The sequence below is a fragment of the Streptomyces sp. NPDC050546 genome, assembly GCF_044457425.1.
Lineage (GTDB): Bacteria > Actinomycetota > Actinomycetes > Streptomycetales > Streptomycetaceae > Streptomyces.
In genome coordinates this window covers 133,259-150,520 of record NZ_JBITGX010000017.1, presented here as the reverse complement: position 1 = coordinate 150,520, position 17,262 = coordinate 133,259, and the positions used below count along the sequence as shown (strand labels likewise).

At 72.6% G+C, this 17,262-nt stretch carries 15 protein-coding genes; 2 read left to right on the top strand and 13 right to left on the bottom strand.

Features of this window, described 5'->3' with window-relative positions; genetic code table 11:
* Positions 1-104: 104 nt before the first annotated feature.
* On the bottom strand, positions 105-983 hold the full coding sequence (locus ACIBK5_RS34520; RefSeq protein ID WP_399025866.1) for an oxygenase MpaB family protein: 879 nt from the start codon (positions 981-983) through the stop codon (positions 105-107).
* 340 nt (positions 984-1,323) lie between these two features.
* Between ACIBK5_RS34520 and ACIBK5_RS34515 the strand changes: the two genes are divergently transcribed.
* Positions 1,324-3,852, top strand: coding sequence for a SpoIIE family protein phosphatase (locus ACIBK5_RS34515; protein WP_399025864.1), 2,529 nt, complete (start codon positions 1,324-1,326; stop codon positions 3,850-3,852).
* A gap of 123 nt (positions 3,853-3,975) precedes the next feature.
* On the top strand, positions 3,976-4,398 hold the full coding sequence (locus ACIBK5_RS34510; protein ID WP_184598941.1) for a DUF350 domain-containing protein: 423 nt from the start codon (positions 3,976-3,978) through the stop codon (positions 4,396-4,398).
* Between the two features lie 69 nt (positions 4,399-4,467).
* Here the strand turns inward: ACIBK5_RS34510 and ACIBK5_RS34505 are convergent, their stop codons facing one another.
* The 12 genes from ACIBK5_RS34505 to ACIBK5_RS34450 all read right to left on the bottom strand — a co-directional run bounded on the left by ACIBK5_RS34505 (position 4,468) and on the right by ACIBK5_RS34450 (position 17,262).
* Positions 4,468-5,523, bottom strand: coding sequence for an NAD(P)/FAD-dependent oxidoreductase (locus tag ACIBK5_RS34505; protein ID WP_399025862.1), 1,056 nt, complete (start codon positions 5,521-5,523; stop codon positions 4,468-4,470).
* Positions 5,524-5,533: 10 nt separating this feature from the next.
* Positions 5,534-6,052: an isoprenylcysteine carboxyl methyltransferase family protein gene (locus ACIBK5_RS34500; RefSeq protein WP_399025860.1), complete on the bottom strand. Its 519-nt coding sequence runs from the start codon at positions 6,050-6,052 to the stop codon at positions 5,534-5,536.
* Positions 6,049-7,137, bottom strand: coding sequence for a type III polyketide synthase (locus tag ACIBK5_RS34495; protein ID WP_399025858.1), 1,089 nt, complete (start codon positions 7,135-7,137; stop codon positions 6,049-6,051). The genes ACIBK5_RS34500 and ACIBK5_RS34495 overlap by 4 nt, the downstream gene beginning before the upstream one ends.
* 94 nt (positions 7,138-7,231) lie before the next feature.
* A complete protein-coding gene (locus ACIBK5_RS34490) occupies positions 7,232-8,086 on the bottom strand; it encodes a UbiA family prenyltransferase (RefSeq protein ID WP_399025856.1) in 855 nt (284 codons plus the stop codon).
* Positions 8,083-8,253 carry a hypothetical protein gene (locus tag ACIBK5_RS34485; protein ID WP_399025854.1) on the bottom strand — a complete coding sequence of 57 codons (171 nt, stop codon included), beginning with the start codon at positions 8,251-8,253 and terminating at the stop codon, positions 8,083-8,085. Before ACIBK5_RS34485 ends, ACIBK5_RS34490 begins: the two co-directional genes overlap by 4 nt.
* Before the next feature lie 76 nt (positions 8,254-8,329).
* Positions 8,330-8,830: a hypothetical protein gene (locus ACIBK5_RS34480; RefSeq protein WP_399025852.1), complete on the bottom strand. Its 501-nt coding sequence runs from the start codon at positions 8,828-8,830 to the stop codon at positions 8,330-8,332.
* Between the two features lie 88 nt (positions 8,831-8,918).
* Positions 8,919-11,858 carry a hypothetical protein gene (locus tag ACIBK5_RS34475; RefSeq protein WP_399025850.1) on the bottom strand — a complete coding sequence of 980 codons (2,940 nt, stop codon included), beginning with the start codon at positions 11,856-11,858 and terminating at the stop codon, positions 8,919-8,921.
* 2 nt (positions 11,859-11,860) lie between these two features.
* Positions 11,861-13,723, bottom strand: coding sequence for an HSP90 family protein (locus ACIBK5_RS34470; protein WP_399025849.1), 1,863 nt, complete (start codon positions 13,721-13,723; stop codon positions 11,861-11,863).
* 87 nt (positions 13,724-13,810) lie between these two features.
* Positions 13,811-14,803, bottom strand: a complete 993-nt coding sequence (locus ACIBK5_RS34465; RefSeq protein WP_399025847.1) for a hypothetical protein — start codon at positions 14,801-14,803, stop codon at positions 13,811-13,813.
* A gap of 124 nt (positions 14,804-14,927) precedes the next feature.
* Positions 14,928-15,212, bottom strand: coding sequence for a hypothetical protein (locus ACIBK5_RS34460; RefSeq protein ID WP_399025845.1), 285 nt, complete (start codon positions 15,210-15,212; stop codon positions 14,928-14,930).
* On the bottom strand, positions 15,212-15,724 hold the full coding sequence (locus tag ACIBK5_RS34455) for a hypothetical protein (RefSeq protein ID WP_399025843.1): 513 nt from the start codon (positions 15,722-15,724) through the stop codon (positions 15,212-15,214). The genes ACIBK5_RS34460 and ACIBK5_RS34455 overlap by 1 nt, the downstream gene beginning before the upstream one ends.
* A gap of 332 nt (positions 15,725-16,056) precedes the next feature.
* The gene (locus tag ACIBK5_RS34450; RefSeq protein ID WP_399025841.1) at positions 16,057-17,262 is read right to left on the bottom strand and encodes a glycoside hydrolase family 64 protein; all 1,206 of its coding nucleotides are present in this window, start codon (positions 17,260-17,262) and stop codon (positions 16,057-16,059) included.

Below are 17,262 nucleotides of genomic sequence, written 5' to 3'. Positions count from 1 at the left end.
TCTCAAGCGCACCGAGCTTGCTTTTTGCCCGGTTTCGACCCGATTCATACGCATGCACAGTGCCAGCTTCGGAGCGGCGAGTCGAGGTGCCTTGCCGGGGAGTGCTATGCCGCGTCGCGAGGCGGTGTCATGGCCCAGCGGATGCCCGCCGTCACGGCCGTGCCGAGCGGGCGGACACACGGGCCCTCCACGACGGGGAGCCGTGGCAGCCACAGCGCGCGCGAGGCCCAGAGCGGCAGGAGGGAGACGGCGTTGGCGGCGATGACGCCGTACGGGAGGCGGGCGAGGAGCGGGACGGGCGGGTTCAGCAGCAGGAAGCGGGCCGAGCCGCGTGCCTCTTTGGTGGCGCGCAGCTCACCGCGGTAGGCGACCAGGCGCGCGGCGAGCTCGGCGGCGTTCACCGGGGGGTCCGGGACGCCGAGCGCGGCGGCGATGCGTGCCATGTCGGCGACGTAGGCGTCGCAGCCCTCGTCGTCGAGGGGGTGCGCACCGTAGCGCTGATGGGCGCGCAGGAAGCTGTCGACCTCGGCGATGTGCACCCAGCACAGCAGATGCGGGTCCGCGGCGGAGTAGGACTGTCCGTCGGCGGTCGTGCCGCGCACCGTCTCGTGGACGGCTCGTACGCGGTCGCAGGCTTCCTGAGCGCTGCGGGCGGGCCCGTAGGTGGTGACGGCCAGGAAGGTGCTGGTCCGCTGTAGCCGGCCCCACGGGTCCCCGCGGAACCCCGAGTGCCCGGCCACGGCTGCCATGGCCAGGGGATGGAGCGACTGGAGCAGCAGGGCCGACAGGCCGCCGATGAACATCGCGGCGTCCCCGTGCACCCTCCTGACGGGCCGGTCGGGGCCGAACCAGCGGGGGCCGGGTGTGCCATGGATGCGCGCCCGGTTGCCCGGACCCTCAGGACCCGCCACGCGGGCGAAGATCTCCCTGCCGAGCCGGTCACGCAGCGAGGGCCCGCCCTCCGGGAGGAGTCTCCTGGGCATCGCGTCCTCCTGGCCACGGCGACGGATGAGTCAGTCCCCCATGACTTCTCAGTCTCTGTGACTTCTCAGTCCCTATGACTTCTTCTGCCCCGGTTCACCTTTCGGAGGCCTCTCGCGGGCCCGGCAGCCGGGTGCGGTGGGTGACCGGCTCCACTAGCCTGGACACTGCTTGGTGCGTGCGGCCGCAAGGCTGAGGAGGACGGCGATGCGATGGAGGCCCCTCCCGCGCGAGCGACGCCGAGCGTGGCGGAACCGGCAGCCGACGACACCGCGGCAGACGCGCGCGCCAGGCCCCGCGCCTGCGGCGTGATCCGAACGACAGGCCCTAGGTGGGCGGATCATGAGGACACGGCCCGGGGGTGGGAGCAGGCGACTGGGGCTGACGGGCGGCTCGGTCCTGGCGAGCGGCTTCCTGGCGGTGCTGATCGGTGTCGCGTTCGCCGTCCTGCTGCAAGTCATCGGTGACGCTCGCGGCTTCACCGCCGACGCGAGGGCCTCGCGCGAGGCCATCACCGATGCCGGCACTCTGGAACAGCATCTGCTCGACCTGGAAACCGGGCAGCGCGGCTTCGTCATCACCCGGGACGAGACCTTCCTCCAGCACTGGCAAGCGGCACGGGACAGCTATCCGGCCGAGGCCAGGCGACTCCTGGCCTCGGCGACCTCCCCGGAACAGCGCCGTCTCGCGGGACTGATCAACAGGGACATCGACTCCTTCCTCTCGGACTACTCGCTACCGCTGGTCGAGGCGGTGCGGCGGGACGATCCCGCGGCGTCGAGTCCGGCGGTGACGGCGGAGGGGAAGCGGCGGGTGGACGCGCTGCGGGCCCGGTTCACCACGTACATCACCGATGAGCGGGCCAAGCTCCAGCAGCGCCAGGACGCCACGGACGCCAGCGCCCAGCGGGCCGTGATCGTGGCGTGTGCGGGACTCGCCGGCCTGACCGGGCTCATCGTCACGCTCACCGTGTTCCAGCACCGGGCCGTCGTGCGCCCGCTGCGGCGCGCGGCCTCGGCGGCCGGGCGGCTGGCGAAGGGCGACCTGGAGGTACGGGTGCCTTCCAGCAGGGTGGCGGAGGTCGCCGCGCTTGCGGCGTCCTTCAACACGATGGCCGCCTCGTTGCAGGAGAGCCGCGCCCGGACCGAGGAGGCCCGTGAACGTCTGGAGTTCCTGTACGAGCGCCTGGAGCTGCTGTACGGGGCGAGTGTGTCGGTGGGCACCGGGCTGGACGTGGAGCGGACGGCACGCGAGTTGGCTCGGGTCGCGGTTCCGGGGTTCGCCGACTTCACCACCGTCGACCTGCTGGAACCGGTCCTGCGCGGCGACGAGCCGACCGCCGGTGCCGCCACCCGGCTGCGCCGGGTGGCGGCGGACGGTGTCCGGGACGATGCCCCCCTGCTGGGTCTGGCGGACCCGCCGGACCTGACCTCGCCCCCGCCTGAGGCCCGAGGGCCGCTCTCCGGACGGGCCAGGCTCGACGCGGACCTGCGTGACAGCACGGAGTGGGCGTCGGAGCAGCCGGAGGCGGCGGCGCGCGTCCTCGCGTACGGCATCCACTCCAGGATCAGGGCACCGCTGCAGGCCAGAGGGGTGACGGTGGGCACGGTGGACTTCTGGCGCAGCCGACCCGATCCCTTCGGGCCCGACGATGTCGCCTTCGCCGAGGAGCTGGCCGCCAAGGCGGCGGTCGCCGTCGACAACGCGCGCCGCTTCACCCGGGAGCGGTCCACCGCGCTGGCCTTGCAGCGTCATCTGCTGCCGCAGCGTCTGCCCCGGCAGACGGCCGTGGAGGTGGCCTCCCGCTACCTGCCCGCCTGGACGCGGACGGGGGTCGGCGGTGACTGGTACGACGTGATCCCGCTGTCGGGCAGCCGGGTCGCCCTGGTCGTGGGGGACGTCGTCGGACACGGTCTCCAGGCCTCCGCGGCCATGGGGCGGCTGCGTACCGCCGTGCGCACGCTGGCCGATGTCGACCTGCCGCCCGACGAGCTGCTCACCCACCTCGACGACCTCATCCTGCACCTCTCCGAAGGCGAACCTGCGCCCGGCGAACACGGCGCCGACGAGGCGCACGGCCTCGGGGGTTCCTCCGCGGACCTCGGAGCCACCTGTCTGTACGCGGTGTACGACCCGGTCTCCCGGCGGTGCACGCTGGCCACGGCCGGGCACCCGATGCCCGCCGTCCTGGCTCCGGACGGCACGGCGCATGTCGTCGCCGGTCATGTCGGACCCCCGCTGGGGATCGGCGGTCTCCCCTTCGAGGCCACCGATCTGGAACTGGACGCCGGGAGTGTGCTCGCCCTGTACACCGACGGCCTCGTCGAGGCGCGCCACCGGGACATCGACGTCGGGCTGGCCGAGTTGTGCCACGCCCTGGCGCAGCCCGCGGAGTCGCTGGAGGAAGCCTGTGACACCGTGCTCGGATCCCTGCTCACCGGCCCGGCGGCGGACGACGTGGCGCTGCTGCTGGCCCGCACCCGCGCTCTGCCGGCGGACCATGTCGCGACGTGGCAGATCCCCGCGGAGCCGGTCCAGGTGGAGCGCGCCCGCAAGCTGGTCGTCGAGCAGCTCGACGCCTGGGGGCTGACGGAGGCGACGTTCGTCATCGAGCTGGTCGTGAGCGAGCTGGTCACCAACGCCATCCGTTACGGGCAACCGCCGATCCGGCTCCGGCTCATCCGCGATCACACGCTGATCTGCGAGGTGTCCGACACCAGCAGCACCGCGCCGCACCTCCGGCGCGCCCGGGCCTTCGACGAGGGCGGGCGCGGACTGCTCCTCGTCGCCCAGCTCACCCAGGGCTGGGGCACCCGGCAGACGACCAAGGGCAAGACCATCTGGTGCGAGCAGGCGCTGCCCGCTTCGTGACGGCGCCATGGGCCGGTGGACCGGGCCAGGGGGGCCGGTCGGGGCGCCGAACAGGTGCGTTACATTTTGCTGTTCCTTGACCGCGATCATTCACGATCTCTCACGCTACGGAGCCGCCCACCCATGAGCGACATCGTCAACGGACTTGGCAGGGCCACCGCTTACGGCGGACTGGGACTGGTTCTGCTGGTCCTCGGCATCGTCCTGGTCGACGTGCTCACGCCCGGAAAGCTGGGCCGGCAGATCTGGGAACAGCGCAACCGCAACGCCGCCATGGTGCTCAGCTCCGCGCTGCTCGGTATCGGTGGCATCGTGTTCACGTCCATCTGGACGACCTACGAGGACTTCGGCAAGGGGCTGGTCTCGACCGCCGCGTTCGGGCTGCTGGGTCTGGTGATGATGGCGGTGGCGTTCCTGGTGGTGGACCTGATCACGCCGGGGCGCCTGGGCGCGGCGCTGGTCGAGCCGGAGCCGCACCCGGCGGTCTGGGTGACGGCGTCCTGCAATCTCGCCGTGTCGGCCATCCTGTCGGCGTCCATCGCCTGACGCGGATCTCCCGACGAGCGGTCCTGTCGGCCCCCTGCCGGACGTCGAGCGTCCGCAGGGGGCCGGCCGCTATCCGGGCGCCCGGTCCGACCCGGGCCGCTCCCCCGCCGGTCGCGCCAGCATGCCGACGGCCGCGGAGAAGAGCCACGGCAGGCTCTGCGCGACGGGCACCAGCGCCGCGCGGGCCGGGAGCGGTCTGGTCGCACCGAGGAGCGCGTGGGTCAGCCAGCGGTAGCGCCGGGTGAGCCGGCGCCACTCCCTCTCGTAGGCCGGCAGGTCACCTTCGGTGATGGCCCGGACCGCGGCGGACGCCTGCGCGAGTGCCAGCGCGATGCCCTCGCCGGTCAGCGCGTCGACGTAGCCGGCGGCATCGCCCACGAGCAGCACCCGGCCCGCCGTGCGGGTGCTCGCGGTCTGGCGGAACGGGCCCGCGCCCCGTACCGGTCCGGCGGGGCCGGCCCCGGCCAGCCGCTCCCGTAGCTCGGGGAATGCGGCGAGTTGATCGTCGTAGGGGCGGCGGGCGGTGGTGAGGACCGCGACGCCCACGAGGTCGTCGGCCACCGGGGTCACATAGGCCTCCGCTTCCCGGGACCAGTACACCTCGACGTGGTCGCTCCAGGGGGCGAGCGTGTAGTGGCGCCGCAGCCCGTGCCGCGGACGGGACCGGCGCGGCCGGTTCAGCCCCAGGGCGCGGCGGATCGGCGAGTGCAGGCCGTCGGCGGCCACGAGGTGGCGGGCGCGGGTGCCGTCGACCACCACCCCGTCCTGGTCCTGCTCGACGTGGCGCGCGGTGCGCTGGTCGACGCGTACGCCCGCCGCCAGCACCGACTCGCGCAGCAGCGCGTGCAGCGTCGTACGGCGGACCCCGCGCCCCGGGCCGGATGTGAAGTCGGCGTCGACCCGGCGAGGCCCTGCGATGTAGCGGATTCCTCGCAGGTCGCGCCCGGGCGGGTGTACGCCCAGTGCCGCGAGGGCGGCGACGGCGCCCGGCATCAGGCCCTCGCCGCACGCCTTGTCGACGATGCCGCCGCGCTGCTCCCAGACGCGGACGTCGAGCCCTGCCCGGGCCGCGTGCAGGGCCGTGGCCAGGCCCGCGGGTCCGCCGCCGACGACGAGCAGATCCATGGGTGCCTCCTCAGGCCAGCCGTGCCAGGGCGGCGTCCTCGGCGCGGATGCGGGTGGCGAGCAGGGATCCGTTCAGCGCGGTGAAGACGATCGCCGTGGCCCAGGCCGAGTGGACGAGGGGCAGCGCGAGCCCTTCCAGGGCGACGGCGGCATAGTTCGGGTGCGGGATCCAGCGGTAGGGTCCGCCGGTCACCCGGGCGGCGCCCGGCACGACGATCACCCTGGTGTTCCACTGCCGGCCCAGGGTGGTGACGCACCACCAGCGCAGCCCCTGCGCGAGCGCGACGAGGGCGAGCATGGCCCAGGCCAGCACCGGTACGGCGTCCGGCCTGCGGATCCACACCTCGACCAGCGCGCCGACGAGCAGCCCCGTGTGCAGCACCACCATGAACGGGTAGTGCCCCCGGCCGGACTCCACGCCGCCCCGCTCGAGGCTCCACGCGGCGTTGCGGCGGGAGACGGCCAGCTCGGCGACGCGCTCCAGGCCCACGGCCAGCACCAGGATCGTGAACAGGGTCTCGCTGCTCACCGCTCACCGCCCGGGGCGCGCAGGAGCACGAGTTCGGAGCAGAAGCCCGGGCCCATGGCGAGCATGAGTCCGTAGGAGCCGGGCGGGGGCGGCCGGTCGGCGAGTGTGTCCGCCATGACGTGCAGCACCGAGGAGGAGGAGAGATTGCCGATCCGGCGCAGCGAGTCCCAGGTCACGCTCAGCGCGTCGCGCTCCACGCCGAGGGCGTCCTGCAAGGCCTCGAGGACCTTGGGGCCGCCGGGGTGCGCCACGTACCAGCCGAGATCGCCGCAGGTCAGGCCGTGATCGGCGAGGAAGCCGCGGACGTCGTCGCCGACGTGCCGGCGCACCAGGTCGGGGACGGCGGAATCGAGTACGACTCTGAACCCGCCGGAGCCGATCTCCCAGCCCATCATGCGCTCCGAGTCGGGGTAGAGACGGCTGCGCGAGGCGAGCACCTCGGGAGCGGCGGGGTCGTCGGACTGTGCGAGCGGGTGCTCGCACCCGACGGCGACCACGGCCGCGGCGCCGTCTCCGAACAAGCCGCTGGCCACGAAGTTGGCGACCGAGGTGTCGTCGCGCTGGAGTGTGAGGGAGCACAACTCCACCGACATCAGCACCGCCACCGCGTCCGGGCGGCCGCGCAGCAGGTCGTGCAGACGGGCGATGCCGGCCGCGCCGGCGACGCAGCCGAGGCCGACGAGGGGCAGGCGCACCACGTCGGGGCGCAGGCCGATCTCCGCCGCGACACGGGCCTCGAGAGAGGGCACGGCCAGACCGGTCACCGTGCACGAGACGATGTAGTCGACGTCGGCCGGTGTGAGGTCGACGCTCTTGAGCGCGTCGACGACCGCGCGACCGCCGAGTTCGACACCGGCCCGGATGAAGACGTCGTTCGACTGGCCGAAGTCCTCGATGCGGCCGTACTCCTCGAGCGGGAGCACGGTGTGCCGGGTCTCGACGCCCACATTGCGGTGGAACCGTTCGACGACGCCGCGATCGATCGTGTTCCCGGCCAGTGTGGTGGTGACGGACTCGGTGATCTCCTCCTGCCGGTGGCAGTGCTCGGGCAGGGTGCCGCGGACGCTGAGGACGCGCATGGTCATGCTGGCTCCTGGGATGGGGCGGTGGGGGGCGACGGGCACCCGGCTGACGCGGTCGCGTGGGGCCGCCGGGGCGGTCGCGACGTCTGCCGCGTCATCAGCCGGCCGTCAGCAGCGCGACGTCGAGCAGGGCGATGGCCACCGCGGCACGGAAAGGAGCGCGCCCGCGGGCGAACAGCGTGAGCACCGCGAGCACGACCACCAGGGCCAGGGTCGTCCAGGCCCACACGGGAGGGGATCCGGCGGGACCGGCCACGGCGAGCGCCGAGGCGGCGGTGAGCAGCACTGCGGCAAGGACGCGTGAGCGCTGTTCGCCGATCCGGTGCGGCAGGCCGCGGACACCGGTGCGTTCGTCGTCGGCGAGGTCGGGCAGCACGTTGAGCAGATGCGCTCCGACGCCGAGTGCGGCGCCGGCGCCGGTCATCCACCAGGGCGCCCAGTGGGGTGCCGGGCCGGCGAGGGTGACGACCGAGGGCAGCGTCCCGAAGCCGCACGCGTACGGCGCCCAGGACCACGGGGTCGCCTTGAGCCCGAGGTTGTAGGCGTGGCCCGCGCCGGTGGCGAGGACGACATTGACCAGCGCGCCGCGCCAGCCGAGGAGCGCGGACAGCACGAGGGAGGCGACGCCGGCCACGACCAGGGCGCGTACCACCCAGCCGGCCGGGAGGGAGCCGGTGGCCAGCGGCTTGTCGGTGCGGCCCACGGCGCGGTCGCGCGCGAGGTCGAGCAGGTCGTTGCCCCAGCCGATCGTGAGCTGGCCGGTGAACACCGCCGCCGTGACGGCGACGGCGTGGAAAGGGTGCAGTCCGCCGCGGAGCGCCAGCAGGCCGGTGACGACGGTGACCGCCAGGGCGGGGCCGCCGTGGGCGGCGGCGAGCAGCGCGAGCACACGCGGCGGCTGTCTGTGGCGCGCCGGGGTCGGGTCGGCGGTGCCGGCCGCCTCGGCGGTCACCGGCACCGCCGCGCCGCGCCCGGCGCCTGACAGATCGTCTCGCCGCACGCGCCGGGACCGCCGGGCAGCCGCCGGGCGCGACCGGCGAGGGCGTGCCCGGCCTCGGCACGTGGGCGGCGTACGACGGAGCCGGGGTGTCCGGTCGGCCCGGTGAGCACGATGCGCATGGAGCATCGGTCCCACGTTGCCGGGCCGCTCACACGAGGCGGTCAGGCATCCGGTGGAATCGGCGTGCCGGGCACGCTAGGCGGCATCGTGGATGACGAGCTTGAACTCGGCGAGGGTCAGGAGGCGGGAGGCGGCGTCGTTGTGCGTGACGCGGAGGGCGATCGGGGTGCCCGGGGCGACGAAGATGCCGTGGTTCTTGACGTAGTACTGGCCTCCGGGTGTCGGTGTGCGGTGCTCGGTCGCCGTGGTGTCGTTGGGGTTGGGCGTCAGGCCCAGCGGGTCACGGACGTACTGGTCGCGCAGTTCGGTGTAGCCGCCCGTGCCGCCGGCGGCCTCCCACTGGATCATCGCGTGCAGATGGCCCCAGCCGGCTTTGGACGGCCAGATCAGGCCGCTGCGGTCGTCTGTCGCCCAGTTGCTCACGACATAGCCGTCCGGCTGGACGGCCTGGTGCATCTCGAATCCGTCGGATGACTCCGCCGTGCCGAAGGGGAACCGCACGATCTTGTACGTGGTTCCCGGCGCGATCAGCTGGGGGGTGTCGACCTTGAGCGAGCAGACGTGAACTCCGGGCACAACGCCACCTTCCTTGGACTTGGTTCAGCACTGCCCGCCGTCGGCCGACGGCATGCCCGCGCCGGTGCGACCCGGCGCGTTCCCGGGGTCACTCCTCGTCGCGGAGCCGGGCCGCCAACGACGTCAGCGGCCCGGTCTCCTCGGTGTGGCCCAGGGCCGTCAGGCGCGAGACCGCCGCGTCGAGGCGTGCGAGGGCGGGGGCGGGGCGTTCCAGGTAGATGCCCTCCACGGCACCCGCGAAGCGGACGCACTCGGCCCATTCCCCGGCCCGGTCCTCCTCCGGTCCTGGCTCACCGAGCAGGACGAGGGCCTTGTCCAGGGCGGCCAGTGCGTCCTCGTATGCGCCGGCGTGGGCGTGGACCCGTCCGTATTCGTAGGCCAGGGCGGTGTCCAGGGAGCGGCCGCTCGGCTCGTACCCGGCGGCGCGGGCCTCGTCGGCGATCCCGCCCGCGTCGGCGAGCAGGGCGAGGGCGTCGGCCAGGCCGTCGGGGCCCTGCTGCTGGGCCTGGAGGCGGGCGAGTTCGCGCAGGCAGCTGCTGAGCTGCTCGTAGCGCGGGGCCCGGGCGTGGGCGGCGCGTGCCTGGTCGGCGGCTTCGCGGGCCCGGCCGAACTCGCCGGACTCGCCGAGGAGTACGGCGGTCTCGGCGGCGATCATGGCGTGACTCCCGGGGTCGTCGTCCCAGCCGGCCGACTCGGCCGCGAGGGCGACGAACTCCGCCGTGGCGGCCTTGAGGTCCTCCCCCGCGTGCAGCGCGCGGGCGCGGGTCAGGCGCAGCTGGGCGACGAGCCGGTCGTCCAGCTCTCCGGCGGCGGCGTCGGGTTCGGCCAGGAGGGAGTCGAGGAGGGCGATGCAGTCCTCGACGCGGCCCAGTTCGAGGCTGAGCTGGGCCGCGTTGGCGTAGGCGCAGAACGCGTCCGTGCGGCTGCCGCGGCGGAGGGCCAGCTCGGCGGAGCGCGTGAGGTGCCGCAGTGCCTCGTCGGGGCGGCCCAGGTGCATGCACACCTCGGTCAGATCGCCGTGGAGGCGGGTGGTGTCGACCGTGTCGGCCGGCCAGTCGGCGGCCCGGCGCAGGCCCTCGGTCAGGTCCGCGTGCGCGGCCTGGGTGTCCTGGAGGCCGAGCTGGAGCCGGCCGCGCAGTCCGAGCGTGCGGGGCAGGTGCCAGGCGGGGCCCTCCGTCTTCAGCCGGTCGAGGAGGGCGTCGATCTCGGAGACCGCGGCGGGCAGGTCGCCGGACATGGCGTATGCGCCGGCCCGCAGCAGCAGAGCGCCCGAGATCTGGCCGGCGACGTCGTGCCGGGTGGCGAACGCGTGCAGCAGCTCCACCTCGGCGAAGACCGGCGCGACGTGCTCCTCGCTTCCCGAGGTCTGCAGGCGCAGGGCGAGGGCGGTGGCCCGCAGCCGCAGCAGGCGCGCCTCCAGGTACGGGGTGAGGCCGGGCGTCTCCTCGTGCAGGCGGACCATGGAGACGTGGGCGGCGGTCAGCGCGGCGGCCTTCGTCTCCGCATCGTCGGCGTCCTCCGCGGGGAGTTCGGCCGTGGCGAGCAGGGCACAGGCGCGGGCGAGCGCCGCGTGACCCGGCGCTGCGGCGTCGTCGTACAGGGCGGCTGCCTCCTCGTGGAGGGCGGCGGCGTCGGCGAACTCGTCCTTCTCGCCCGCCCCGTTGGCCTCTTCGGCCAGCAGGTCCGCGCGCAGTTGTACGAGCGGGCCTACGGCCGGGTCGTCGGGATGGGTGTAGTCGCGGGCGGCGACGAGGGTGCGCAGCCGCGCCCAGCAGGCGTGTGCGTCCGGGTGCCCCTGCTCGTCCAGCGTCCTTGCCCGGAGGATGAGTTCGGGCAGCGAGTCGGGGACGGCCGCGGCCGTGCGGGCGGCGGGCTCGGTCGCCGGGGCGGCCGGGGCGACGTCGTCGAGGCTTCTGGGGCGCAGGGTCAGTTCCAGCGACTCCAGGAGCGGGGCGCGGTCGAGGCGGGCCCTGCGGCGGTCGGTGTGGGCCGTGGTGCCGTTGCGGGTGTCGAAGCGGGCGGCGAGGTCGTCGGCGCGGCCCCGCACCTCGGCGCGCAGCCCGGCCACGGTCCAGGTGCGGCCCGCGTGGCCGGGGGCGGGCAGTGCGCCGTGGCCGAGGCTCTCGACCCGCTGGAGGAGGACCTCCACGCCGGTGAGGAAGCCGAGCAGGTCCAGCGGCGAGTCCACCTCGTCGAACAGGCTCCGGTTCTCGGCGAGCAGTTCCAGGCCGCGTGCCTCGTTGCCGGTCAGCGCGCAGAACTCCAGGTGTCTGCCGACCTCCTGGGCCATCGAGGGGTTGCGGCGGCAGCCTCGGTAGCCGGCCAGGTGCAGTTCACGGGCCCGGTCGGTGCGGCCGGTGCGCAGCAGGGGCAGCAGTGCGTAGGAGACGGAGCGGGCCGGTTCCTCCTGGCAGGATTCCTTCCCGGCCAGGACGGGTTCCCAGGCGCGCAGCGCCCGCTCGTCGTCGCCGGCCGTGAGGTGGTACAGGGCGCGCTCGCAGGTTTCGCACGCCTCGCAGTCGCTGAGCCTGGTGCGGGTGCGGCTCGCCCACAGGTCGTAGGCGAGGGACGTGTCCTCTCCGACGTGGACGGCGAGCTGATACGCCTGTCCGTAGTAGGGCTGGAGGCCGAGCCCGGCCTTCTCGTAGCGGTCGCGCATCTCCTGCTGCCACTGACGCAGGCTGGCCAGCGGTATCTCGGGGAGCGCGCGCAGGGCGTTGGCCACCCACTTGAACCGCCAGAACAGCATGTGGCGCAGGCGTTCGTCGAAGACGTCGGGCTGCTCGTCGAAGAGGGTGAGCAGGCGGGCGAAGACGACGGGCGACTTCCGGGGTTCGGAGCCGTAGGTGTACGCCTCCTGGAGTTCGAGGAGCGCGTGGACGAGGGGGGCGGGTTCGGCGAACTGCTCGGCGGCGTCGACGAGTTCCTCGGCGGTGACGGTGCGGGTACGGCCGTAGGGGCGCCGGTCGTTCTCCTGGAGCGCCTGGTACAGCTCGTCCGTGTTCTGGGGGTGGGGTGCGGTGGGCATCGTCAGCTGTCCTTGCGGAGGGCGTGGGCGAGGAGGTCGAGGAAGGAGCGGTTGATGAGGCTCGACTCGGCGGGCCTCAGCGGGCGCCGGGACAGCATCACGGCCTGCCCGTAGAGGGCTTCGGCGCTGGTGCGGGCCAGCTCGGGCTCGTCGATGGTGACGGCGGTGCGCACCAGCGGGTTGAGCTGGTTGAGGATCAGCTGGGCACGCGGGGCCTCCTGGCGCAGGGCGCCGAGGATGTCGCCCCACAGACCGCCCTCCTGCTCGCGGGCGAGCTGGGAGCGGGTGCGTTCGTGCCGGGCCTCGCGGCTGTCGACGAGGAGGGCGGGGGCGGAGGCGGGCTGGAAGGTGCGCAGCGCCACGTCGCAGTCGAAGACGGCGAGGGCGTCGCGGGCCTGGGCGAGGTAGGCCGCGGCGGCCAGTTCCGTCTCCCGGTCGACGGGGTCGAGGTGGGCGGTGAGGGTCTCCGGGTCGAGGTCGGCGACGGCGGCCTCGGGCCTGATCTCGGGCAGCCGGTGGACCAGTTCGCGGTCGTAGGTGTAGCCGCCGTTGACGACGCCGAGCCCGGCGGCCGAGGCGATCGCCGCGACCTGCCGGAACTCCTCCACGCTCGACGTCACGAGCACGGTGCGGTGGGTGCGGGCGAACTCGTCGAGGGTGGTGTGACCGTCGGTGGTCTCGAACGGCAGCCAGGGCAGCAGCATCCGCAGCATCTCGTCGTCGTGCACGGCGAGCGACTTCACGGCCAGGTGGTGGGCCTGGAGGAAGCGGCCGAGCAGGTCCGGGTCGCTGGCGGCGGCCCGGGCGATCCAGGCGCGCAGCCGCTCGGCGAGGGCGTCGCGGACGGCGGCGAGGGTGTCGTCCTCGTACAGGGACTCGCGGGACGCGGTCGGTCGCAGGCTCTCGGCGTCGACGACGCAGCGGACGAAGAAGGCCCACTCGGGCAGGATCTCCTCGGCCTGTTCGGACAGCAGCATCCCCTTGACGTGCACGCGATGGCCGTGGCGGCGTCCGGCCGGCACCGTCTCGGGCAGGACGCAGGCGATGCCCTTCAGGCCTACGGCCGGCAGGTCCAGTTCGATGGTGTCCAGCGGGGTGAATCCGAAGACCTCTTCGCCGTACGCGGCCAGTGCGCGGGAGCGGGCTCCCGGGGTGGGGTATGTGCGGGCCCAGGGTGCGGGCTCGGGGTTCACGGGCGCGCCCGGGCCCCTTGCGCCGCCCGTGCCTGTGCCGCCCGTGCCGTCGTCGAAGGTGACGGGGTGGCGCAGCAGGGAGCCGAAGTGGCGGGCCAGGGCATGCACCTGCGCCGGACGGGTCCACTCGGCCGCGTCGGCGCGCGGTGTCAGGGTGACGGTGGTGCCGGGACGGGGGCGGGCGGATGCGGGCAGGGTGCGGACGGAGTAGCTGCCGTCGCCGCGGCCGCGCCATTCCACGGCGGGTGCGTCGGGCGTGCGTGCGGAGCGGCTAAGGACGTGGATCTCGTCCGCGACCAGGAAGCAGGAGAGCAGGCCGATGCCGAACTGGCCGATGTAGTCGGCGCGTTGCTCGGCGATCTGATCGGCGCGCTTGCTGCTGCGGCCGATGGTGGCGAGGAAGGTGTGCACGTCGGCCTCGGTGAGACCGACGCCGTCGTCCTCGACGCGGACCACGGAGCCGTCCGCGTACAGACGGATGCCGAAGGCGCCATGGGGCTCGACGGCGTGCCGCGCGGTCAGGGCGTCGACCGCGTTCTGCATGAGTTCGCGCAGGTAGACGCGGGGGCTGGAGTAGAGGTGGTGGGAGAGGAGGTCCACCAGGCCGCGGAGGTCGACCTGGAAGGTGCGGTCGGTGGCGGCGTGGTCGGCGGTGTTGTCGCGCAGGGGCATGGGTCAGTCCGGGGTGAAGGGAACGGCAGGCGTGGGCGGTGGTCCGTGGGACCGGCCGAAGACGGGTGGGACGGTGTGGCCGGTGGCTCAGAAGGCCTTGCGGAAGCGCGCGTATGCTTTCTCCGGGTCCGCCATGAAGGTCCACGGCCACTCGGTGATCACACCGTCCAGCTCGCGGAAGACGTTGGAGGCCGTGCTGCTGCCCGCCAGCGAGAGGGCCATGGCGAACATGTTGTAGTCGCCCTGCCAGCCCGGACGGCGCTGGTACGCGTGGTGCAGGATGCTGCGCTCTGCGGCCTCTCTCAACTCGGTCCGGATCTGCGGCTGCTGGAGGCAGTCGCGGTCGTCGGACTCCACCCAGTCCTCGATGTGCGCCATGGCGACGACACAGCCGAGCCGGTGTCCGTCGGGCGCGGCGGTGACGGCCTTCCGGGCGAACTCCAGGGCCTGGCCCGGCTCTCCGCCCCAGCGCGGCTGGAGGTGCGAAACCCACTCCAGATGGATGTCCAGGTTCAGCGGATCACGGCGCAGTCCCGCCGCGAGCCGGGCGTCCTGGACGCTGTCGTCGACGGACATGCCGCGTCCCGAGGTGAGCAGATGACGCCACGGCGTGACCCAGTCGGGCCGCAGCTCGGCGGCCTCGAGCAGGTGCTCCTCGGCGATGCGCAGCCGCTCGTAGAACGTCTGCCACTGCTCGCGGCCGACGTCCACGGCACGGGCGGACGTGCGCGCCTCCCAGCCCCAGGCGACATGGCGCGCACCCGATATCAGCAGTGCGGTCGCCCGGAGCTCCTTGTCGTCCTTGTCCTCCTCGGCGGCCCTGACGGTCCACTCCTCCACACCGTCCACATCGGTCAGCTGCCCCAGGACCGCCTGCTCGCGGCCGAGGTCGAAGGGGGCCAGCGCCGCCTTCACCGCCCCCCAGTCACCGGCGTCGGCCGCCTCCACCAGCGCGAGCACCCGCGCGTCCCCGAGTGCGCGCAGCCTGTACGTACCGTTCTTCTGTCTGCGCGGGACGGGAAGGGCGTGCGGATCCTCCGCGTGTCTCTCCGCGCCCCTCCCGAACAGCTTGCCGAACATGCCGCGCCCTCCCCTGTCCCGCGTGATCGTCCGGAGCAGCATAGACGGCTCCACCGACACCACTTCCACAGGGTTTTCACCGGTACTTCACGGGACCGGTGCACCGTACGGCAGCCCGGTGGGGTCACGAGCCTCCGAGCGACGCCACCACGAAGGTCAAGGGCAGCGTGGCGAGCGCGAGGGCGAGCCCCGCGGCCGCCATCCCCGGACGGATCTCCCGCTTGCCCCGGACCCCCAGAAAGGCGGCGATCGGCGGCAGAACGCAACTCAGGAGCATGCCGAAGTGCCAGCCCTCCTCCGTGATGAAGAAGACCGTGGCGGCGAGACAGACCGGCACGGAACCGACGGTCATGACGCGGCAGCGCGAGAGGAAGAGTTCGAGGTCGTCGACCCCACCGAACACGCTCATCACCTGGTGAAGACCTCGTCCTGGGTGTCGCCGGTGGAGCACAGCTTCTTCTCGTCGGCCGTCATCTTGCGGGACTTGACCACGACGGCGCTGTGCTTGCCGTCCGTGCCGTTGGGAGCCGGACCGGTGACCACGTCGGGGACGAACCAGTAGTAGTGGCCCCACTTGGGGTCGTCGTAGTGGGTCTGCCAGGTGCCGGATATCCGCCGCATCACCTGGGCACGGGAGATCCAGCCCACTTCTCCCGGCTTCACGTTCACGGTGAAGGAACTCGTCTCCGTGTGCGAGCTCTGCCATGTGTAGTTGTACGTCGCGGTGACACTGGCCGTGATGATGCCTTCGATGCCACCGCCGACGGTGACCGAGCCTCCCACCGAGTGGGAGGAACCGACGGTGTCGGCCCAGGACATCGACTGGGCGGCGGGCGACTCGGTGCAGTTGAAGAGCAGTTCCGATACCTGACGCGGCTCACCGAGTACGCCTTGCCGAGCTCCGGGGAGTTGAAGGAGCACTTGCCCTCCCCGGAAGCGCAGTCGGCCATGATCTGCTCCGCGGTGGGCTGTTCCTCGGCCGTCGCGGGCACGGCTGCCGCCGCGATCACCCCGAGGGCCGTCGCCGTCAACGCCAGTGTGCGGCCGCCGTACCGCAGGGTGCGATTCATCGTCATCTCGTTGGTGCCTCTCACCATCGCATGGGGGGACAGTGACGACACCCTCCTTGTTACGGGAGGGTGTGCAGTCACCGCGTGGTGTCAATGAGGCTCACGTAAACCGCAGTTCATCTACACCAAGGAACAGTAAAGTTGTATTTGATTGTCAGAATTGCTGAACCGTCAACTTTGCCGTCAGTTGAACGGGTCGAGGGTGAGATAGGCCTGACGCGGGCTGCCGTCGTGTACGAGTGACTCGTGGTGGCCGACGTCGTCGAAGGCGAAGGCGTAGGCCTTGCCGTCGACCGTCTGCGCGTGGATCTTGCGGGCGTAGTGGTTGGTGACGTTGTCCTTGTAGAAGGCGTCGGCGCCGGAGTCCGGCTGGTTGGGGTTGACCAGCAGCGTGGAGCGGTTGAAGCCGGCGCACAGGGTGCGTGAGACCGGGCCGCGCACCAGGTCGTTCGGCGCGTCCAGTTTCCTGTGGCAGCCGAAGACCGAGGAGGCGTCCGGCTTCTCGAAGCGGGTGACGGTGGCACCGGCGCCGTTGGTGAAGTTCATGACGCCGCCGGAGACCCGGCCGTAGTACTTGGTGCCGGGCTGGTCGGCGAACGGTGTGACCGTCAGGGTCGAGGTGGAGTACTTCTGCCAGACGCGGTTGATGTAGTCGTCCATGACACCGGCCGGCAGCGCGCCGGTCTCCAGTCCGTACAGCGGGGACAGGGCGCGCAGTACGGTGCCGTCGGACCGGGTCTGGATCAGGTTGGCCCAGCCTCCGGGCTGTCCTCTGAGGGCGTTGAAGAAGCCGTTGTATCCGCCGGGCTTGAGCCGGCCGGTGCTCGCGGTGGATCCGTCGGCTCGCTGCACGCCTACCGCGTAGGGCGCGGAGAACATGTCGACCTGTGTGCTGTTGATCCACAGGCCCGAGTCGTTGAGTGTGTACTCCGACCAGTTGAACAGGATGTTCCGGTTGGGGTCGGCCGGGTTCTGCACGGCGGGCTGGACCAGGCCTCCGGTGGTCAGCCTGAACACGAGTTTCTGGCCGTAGGAGAAGTACACGCGGCCGGAGAACTTCGGCATGCGGATCGTCTTCGACTGGCCCGCGGCGGGGCCCGGGATCGATGCGTCGGGGGCGGGGGTCGGTGGGTTTCCGCCCGCCGGCCAGGGGTGGAAGGTGCCGGCCGCGTCGGCCCAGCCCTGCCGTCCCGTCGACAGTTCCGTGCCCAGGTTGTAGATGTACACCTGCTCGCCGCGGGCCGAGTTGTTGGTGATCTTCAGCGGGATCGTCGCCGGGACGGCGGCGTGGGCGGGCTCGGCGACTCCAGTGGCGAGCAGTGAGCCGCTCAGGACCGTCGCGAGGGACAGTCCGACGGCCGTGGCCCGGCGCCTGAGGGTCCGTAACAT

Excerpts from the sequence above, each read along its gene's own strand:
- ACIBK5_RS34510 (WP_184598941.1), top strand. The coding sequence starts at position 3,976 with ATGAGCGACATCGTCAACGGACTTGGCAGGGCCACCGCTTACGGCGGA.
- ACIBK5_RS34520 (WP_399025866.1), bottom strand. The coding sequence starts at position 983 with ATGCCCAGGAGACTCCTCCCGGAGGGCGGGCCCTCGCTGCGTGACCGG.
- ACIBK5_RS34475 (WP_399025850.1), bottom strand. The coding sequence starts at position 11,858 with ATGCCCACCGCACCCCACCCCCAGAACACGGACGAGCTGTACCAGGCG.
- ACIBK5_RS34460 (WP_399025845.1), bottom strand. The coding sequence starts at position 15,212 with ATGAGCGTGTTCGGTGGGGTCGACGACCTCGAACTCTTCCTCTCGCGC.
- ACIBK5_RS34515 (WP_399025864.1), top strand. The coding sequence starts at position 1,324 with ATGAGGACACGGCCCGGGGGTGGGAGCAGGCGACTGGGGCTGACGGGC.
- ACIBK5_RS34450 (WP_399025841.1), bottom strand. The coding sequence starts at position 17,262 with ATGTTACGGACCCTCAGGCGCCGGGCCACGGCCGTCGGACTGTCCCTC.
- ACIBK5_RS34485 (WP_399025854.1), bottom strand. The coding sequence starts at position 8,253 with ATGCGCATCGTGCTCACCGGGCCGACCGGACACCCCGGCTCCGTCGTA.
- ACIBK5_RS34470 (WP_399025849.1), bottom strand. The coding sequence starts at position 13,723 with ATGCCCCTGCGCGACAACACCGCCGACCACGCCGCCACCGACCGCACC.
- ACIBK5_RS34495 (WP_399025858.1), bottom strand. The coding sequence starts at position 7,137 with ATGACCATGCGCGTCCTCAGCGTCCGCGGCACCCTGCCCGAGCACTGC.
- ACIBK5_RS34465 (WP_399025847.1), bottom strand. The coding sequence starts at position 14,803 with ATGTTCGGCAAGCTGTTCGGGAGGGGCGCGGAGAGACACGCGGAGGAT.
- ACIBK5_RS34505 (WP_399025862.1), bottom strand. The coding sequence starts at position 5,523 with ATGGATCTGCTCGTCGTCGGCGGCGGACCCGCGGGCCTGGCCACGGCC.